This window comes from Candidatus Magnetaquicoccus inordinatus (assembly GCF_004217665.1).
GTDB lineage: Bacteria > Pseudomonadota > Magnetococcia > Magnetococcales > Magnetaquicoccaceae > Magnetaquicoccus > Magnetaquicoccus inordinatus.
On sequence record NZ_RXIU01000060.1, the window covers coordinates 1 to 6,213 of the forward strand.

Below are 6,213 nucleotides of genomic sequence, written 5' to 3' on the forward strand. Positions count from 1 at the left end.
GGTACAAAATCAGGACTAAAACGCGCCAACCTATTGTTTATAAATGTGAATTATTTGTTTTCTGTCCGAAAGTTCCGCTTAAGCCGACGCAAAGAGCGCGTCGGCTTAGTTTGAAAAGCGCGCCAAAGGCAAAAGATTAAAAAAGATTAAAAGCAAAATCCCAGGGATTCCATCCCTGGACCCGCAATAGTTTTGGGTGGTGAATAGTTACAAACCGGCCACAAAAAACAGCGCCAGTGCATCCTAAATTTTGAAGCGTACCAAAGCCTGGTTCAACTCCTTGGCGATACGGGTTAAATCCTTGGCCCGGCCACTGACGGTGCCGCTCAGATTACGCACATCGCGTGCGGTTTGATTCACCCCAGACATATGGGCTGAAACCTGCGAAGAGGCTTGGGAAACTCCCTGAATATTGCGGGTGATATCCAGCACCCCATGGGTGGCCTCTTCAAGGTTGCGGGAAATTTCGTTCATTCCGGCGGAGGAGTTGGTGACATTGCGGGTTACTTCACGGATTCCCGAAGAGATTTCGCTCATGCTGCGAAAGACATCATCAATACCGCGTGTCGCTTCGCTGACCCGAATGGTCACCTGATTGGCCTCACGGGCCACATCGCTGACCGAACGATTGATCTCTTCCAGGGCACTGTTTTGTTCGGTAACCGAGGTAAAAATGTCGGTATTGGCGGCTCGCAAGCGCACAATACTCTCGCCTACCCGGTTGATGGCCTCCCCGACATTGCTGGAATAGGAGCGTACCGTCTCGATACGCCCGGAGATGGTTTTGGTCGCTTCACTGGTTTGTCTGGCCAACTCTTTCACCTCGTTGGCCACCACCGCAAAACCTTTGCCTGCCTCCCCTGCTCCTGCCGCTTCAATGGCTGCATTGAGGGCCAAAAGATTGGTCTGCGTGGCAATATTATTGATCACCATGACAATTTTGCCAATCTCCTGTGTTGCCTTGGTCAACTGTTCCATCACCCCCAACGTTTCACGGGACTGTTTGGAAGCCTCATCGGCCTCGGTGGCCGCCGATTGACAACGATCACGCATCTCGCGCAACGATGCACCAATCTCCTCGACGGAGGCGGCCACTGTGCCCACATTATGGCTGGCGCGGGCGGCAGAATCGTTCATATGTTGCAAGCTGGAGCTGGCTTTCTCCCCGGAAGCGGCTACCGTGGAGAGATTAATGGTCGCCTCCTCCGCCGAAGCGGAAATGGTGTGCATGCTGCTGCTCAAGGTCTCCGAAGCACCAGAAATGGTCTGCATATTGGCATCCATCTGCTCAGCAGAGGCGGAAACCGTGTGCACATTTTCACTCATCTCCTGAGTAATATCAGCCACTTTACCGGCCTGATCGGTCAAGGTGACCGATGAATCACTCATGGAGCTGGCTGTTTCGGTCAGCTCGCTGGCGCTTTGCTCCAGAAGACGAGCCTGTTCACTGATACGCAAAAACATTTGCCGCAGATTGCCGGCCATTTCATCCATGGTGTTTGCCAAGATACCGATTTCATCATGGCGTACCACTCCATCTTCATGATGCACGGTCAAATCGCCTTCAGAGATGCGACGCACAAAGCCCATCACCCTGGTTAAAGGTTTGGCAATCGATGAGGCAATCAAGGAGGAGAGCGACATCACCAGCACGATGGCAACAATACCGTTGATCAATAGATAGAGTGAACGGCGTTGATTCAACTCTTCGGCCTGTTTTTCGTAGGCATTGCCAATGGTAACGGCCTCTTTCACCAAACTGTCAATCGCTTGCCGATGCTCTTCATAGCGGTTGCGCAGTGGACCAAAAGCCACAAGGCCGGCTTTGCTGCGATTTTGTGCCAACAGTGCCGGAAAATAGTCGCGAAAGACAATCTCAAAAAACTGTTGTGCCGAACGGTGTACCGGACCAGTCAATAGCTCTCTTTCCTGGCCCTGTTTTAAGTTTTGGTTCCAAAATTCAAAACGGGTATGATAATCCTTGCGCAGGCTCTCCATACGTTCCGCTGCTGCCCGTACACGCTCTGGCTCCATCTCTCCCAATGATTGCAGTGCCAACGCATATGCCTCCAGAATATACAGAGGAGGAGGCAAAATATCGGCGATAAAATCCTTGTCGCGCACAATCTCCTTGTAGACCGGCCCATGGACCTGCACCAGGTTCAACGTACTGTAGGTCAGATAGCCAAACACCAAAAAGCCAGTCAAAAAAAAGGCCATCAGCATGTGCAGCTTGGAGGATATTTTAATATTATCCAGATAACGCATCCGGGTACTCTCCTTCACCTACTTGAATCATGATGGGCAACAGCAAAACAGCATACAACGCAGAGCTGGTGATTCAATCTGCTGCGCAGCCCACAGGTGGCGTTGCAGGCTTTTTCGCTCCTTGCCTATCTGCTTGATATCTCTCGTCGCTCCATCGCCTGTTCCTTGCCGTGGACTTGCTCGCGACGATTTATTCACCAGCTCTCAGGCGGAGGCAGCCGGCAGGGCAGATTCCTCGCTGGTTTGACCAGTCAGCAACTCCTGAAAAATATCCCGTACATGGGACATATGGGTATGACGCACGCCATTGGTACCGGTAAAGATCAAACCGCGTTCCAGATCTCCTTGTTGCGCCCGATGCAGCGCCTCGGCGATGCAGAAGGCATCTTTGGCCTCCCGACAGGTACACTCTTCCAGACAGGTGGCAAAACATTTACTGGCCACCTTGCCTCCCTGCATCAGGGTGCGGGTAAAGGGGGTAAAAAGGGCGCGTCCCGGCAGGCCAGCCGGAGAATCGATGATCACCACATCGCTCTCTTTGGCATCGATAAAAGCCTGTTTATAGCGTTCATCGGCATCGCATTCATAGGTACAGAGAAAACGGCTGGCCATTTGTACCCCTTTGGCACCCAGGGAAAAGGCACGATCAATATCGGCACGGTCCCAGATCCCACCAGCGGTAATGATGGGAATTTCGTCGTTATATTCGCTGCGCGACCACTCTGCCAACTGCGGTACCACCTGGGCAGTGGAATACTCTTCGGAGAAGAGTTGGTTGCGACGTACCCCCAAATGTCCACCAGCGGTATTGGGATCTTCAAACAAAATGGCATCCGGAAGTCTGCGATAGAGTTTGCGCCAGCGGGCAGCCAACAAGCGGGCAGCACGCAGCGAGGAGACAATGGGAACCAAAGCGGTTTTGGGTCGGCTGGCAGCAAACTCTGGCAAACGCAAGGGTAGTCCTGCTCCAGAGATGATCAAATCCGCACCATGGGCAACTGAGGTACGCACCATGGCCTCAAAGTCGCGGATGGCCACCATGCAGTTGGTACCGATGATTCCCTGTGGGCTGGCTTCTCTGGCCAGGTTCAGTTCATCAATCAGAGCTTTGATGTTGGCCTGATAATAGTCCTTGCCTTTTTTATAATATTTGGAGGCCAAGGAGAGGGCAACGGTGGCGATTATCCCCACTCCTCCCTCATTGGCAACGGCGCTGGCCAAGCGATGTGCCGAGACACGTACACCCATGCCGCCCTGGATGATGGGAACCGGAATGGTATACTCTCCGATCTGCAAAGGAGGCAGAGAGGGCAACGGAGGGTTGGCTAAGGTCATGGTGGGTCCAATCGTCAGGTTGAGCAAAACAAGTAGTGGATATTATTCCCACTGAGCCCAGTCCGGTTTGTCGGCCATGACCGTTTTCCCTTGGATAAACAGGGCTCCATGAGCATGATTGACCTCGGCGGTGTAGAGAATCGCCAATCCCTGGCCGGTTTGCGGGCAAAAGCTGGTCAGTTGACCCACCTCTTTGCCATCTGCGCGCTGTACGGTGAGTGGCGTTTCCCAGGAGATCTCTTGTGGTCCGGTAATCCGGAACAATCTTTTTTTGAGTGTACCACGGTGATGGGTGCGGGTCGTTGTCTCCTGACCGACATAGCACCCTTTGCTGAAATCGACACCGTGCAATTCCAACAGACCAGCTTCCAGAGGCAAAGTGACATTCGGTGTCCATTCGCTGCCCCCTCTGGGCAAACCATTGGCAACCCGATATTGTTGCCATGCTGTCCAACCGGCAACTGGCAAAAGCTCTGCAAACCGCTTGCTTATGGTACTCCAGCCCTCTTGCGGAAGCAACAGTCGCCAGCCAAATTTTTCATGCCGGGGATCCAACCATAAACGCCAACCCGGTTTGGGTATCCAGGTTTGTCCCAAACGCTCATTGTGCAAGTGCAACTCTGGAAAAAGTGCCGCCAGGTGCGACTGCGCCTCTGGTCCGATTATGCCAAGCAAATAAAATGATTGGCGTCGATCGGTGACACTGATTTTGCTGCGCAAGCGATAAAAAAGAATCTGCTGGATCAATTCTGCAACCCGATCCGGTTCGCAGAGCAGCAAGAGTTGTTCGGCCTGTTCCTGTGTGCCATATTCCAGAAGGGTAAAATCCCACAAAAAACGACCTTGGGGGGTCAACAGTGCCGAATAGAGAGATTGATCCGCTGCCAATCGATTCACCTGGTTGGTGGTCAGACCAGAAAAAAAGGTGCGCCGTTCTGAACCTTCAAGAGCAACCATACCCATGTGGCTAAAGTTGACCCAGGCTGCTTTGTGCAGCAGGTTTTGATATTCAGCGTGGGGGTCGGCAAAATCCGCCGGGGTCGCTTCACCCCGATCATTGGTCCACTGCGGAGGTACGGCAAGAGAGGCATAAAACGACTGCACAGGAAAATCTCCTTGTCAAGCTATGGGTCGGATAAGCACAATGGGCTCTGGATCATTCCATTCTGAAACAAGAGAGGCGGCAGACAGCCGCCGAGACCGTATCACGAAAGGTGCAACCGTCATGAATACATTTCGTTCTGCCTGGATTCAAGGGCGCACAGGCAACGTTACCCAGATGCACTATGCCCGGCAAGGGGTGATTACCGAAGAGATGCGCCATTGCGCTATGGAAGAGCGTCTGGATCCGGAATTGGTTGGCGCCGAAGTGGCGCGGGGACGTATGGTCATTCCGGCCAATATCCGTCATCCCGAGTTGCACCCCCTGGCCATTGGTATTGCCGCACGGTGTAAAATCAATGCCAATATTGGCAACTCTCCACTCTCTTCCGGCCTGGATGAAGAGCTGCACAAATTGCAACTGGCAATTCGCTATGGGGCCGATACGGTCATGGATCTCTCAACCGGACGGCAAATTCCGGAAATTCGTCAGGCACTGCTGCGTAATGCACCCTTGCCGTTGGGTACGGTACCCATTTATGAGGCGGTGGAACGGGTCTCCGATGTACGCCAACTGACTGCCGATTTTATCCTGCAGGTGATCGAAGAGCAGGCCCAGCAGGGAGTGGACTATATGACTGTCCACTGTGGTGTGGTATGGGATGTACTGCCGTTGATCGAGTCACGCATCACCAAAATTGTCTCCCGTGGCGGGGCTCTGATGGCGCAGTGGATGCTGTATCATGAGCAGGAAAATCCACTCTTTACCCATTTTGACCGTCTGTTGGAAATCTGCACCCGCTATGACGTGACCTTGTCTCTGGGCGATGGTCTGCGCCCTGGTTGCCTGCATGATGCCTCCGATGCTGCGCAATTTGCCGAACTGCGCGTTCTGGGTGCGTTGACCAAACGGGCCTGGGAACAGGATGTACAGGTGATGATCGAAGGTCCGGGACATGTGCCTCTGGATCAGATCGAAATGAACATGGAGCAAGAGCGCTTGTTGTGTCATGAGGCTCCCTTTTATGTTTTGGGACCGTTGGTGACCGATATTGCTGCCGGTTATGACCATATTGCCTCGGCGATTGGTGGAGCAGTGGCCGCATGGAAGGGGGCGTCGATGTTGTGCTATGTGACTCCGAAAGAGCATTTGGGATTACCCAATGCCGAGGATGTGCGCAACGGCATCATTGCCTATAAAATTGCCGCCCATGCGGCAGATATTGCCCGCCAACGTCCTGGAGCCAGAGAGCGGGATGATGAGATGAGTCGCGCTCGCTATGGCTTTGATTGGAATCGACAATTTTCCTTGGCCTTGGATCCGGAACGGGCCCGCGCCTATCATGATGAAACCCTGCCCAACGAAGCGCATAAATCAGCAGAGTTTTGTTCCATGTGCGGACCACGTTTTTGTGCATACAAGCTCTCTCGCGATGTGACTACCCGTTATCAAGGTGTGGCAGCACGCCTGGTTCCCGATTTTTGCCCCGAATCGGCACCAGATGGTTC

At 53.1% G+C, this 6,213-nt stretch carries 4 protein-coding genes; 1 reads left to right on the top strand and 3 read right to left on the bottom strand.

What is annotated here, in order from left to right; genetic code table 11:
• Positions 1 to 243: 243 nt before the first annotated feature.
• From EJP87_RS06440 to ygfZ, 3 genes are all read right to left on the bottom strand, one after another.
• Entirely contained in the window at positions 244 to 2,268 is a 2,025-nt protein-coding gene (locus EJP87_RS06440; RefSeq protein WP_130471039.1) for a methyl-accepting chemotaxis protein, read from the bottom strand.
• Between the two features lie 204 nt (positions 2,269 to 2,472).
• Positions 2,473 to 3,603 carry an NAD(P)H-dependent flavin oxidoreductase gene (locus tag EJP87_RS06445; protein ID WP_227657488.1) on the bottom strand — a complete coding sequence of 377 codons (1,131 nt, stop codon included), beginning with the start codon at positions 3,601 to 3,603 and terminating at the stop codon, positions 2,473 to 2,475.
• A gap of 42 nt (positions 3,604 to 3,645) precedes the next feature.
• Entirely contained in the window at positions 3,646 to 4,707 is a 1,062-nt protein-coding gene (gene ygfZ, locus EJP87_RS06450) for a CAF17-like 4Fe-4S cluster assembly/insertion protein YgfZ (protein WP_130471040.1), read from the bottom strand.
• Between the two features lie 121 nt (positions 4,708 to 4,828).
• Here ygfZ and thiC point away from each other — a divergent pair.
• Positions 4,829 to 6,213: phosphomethylpyrimidine synthase ThiC (thiC, locus tag EJP87_RS06455; RefSeq protein WP_130471052.1), on the top strand; the 1,385-nt coding region annotated here is incomplete at its 3' end.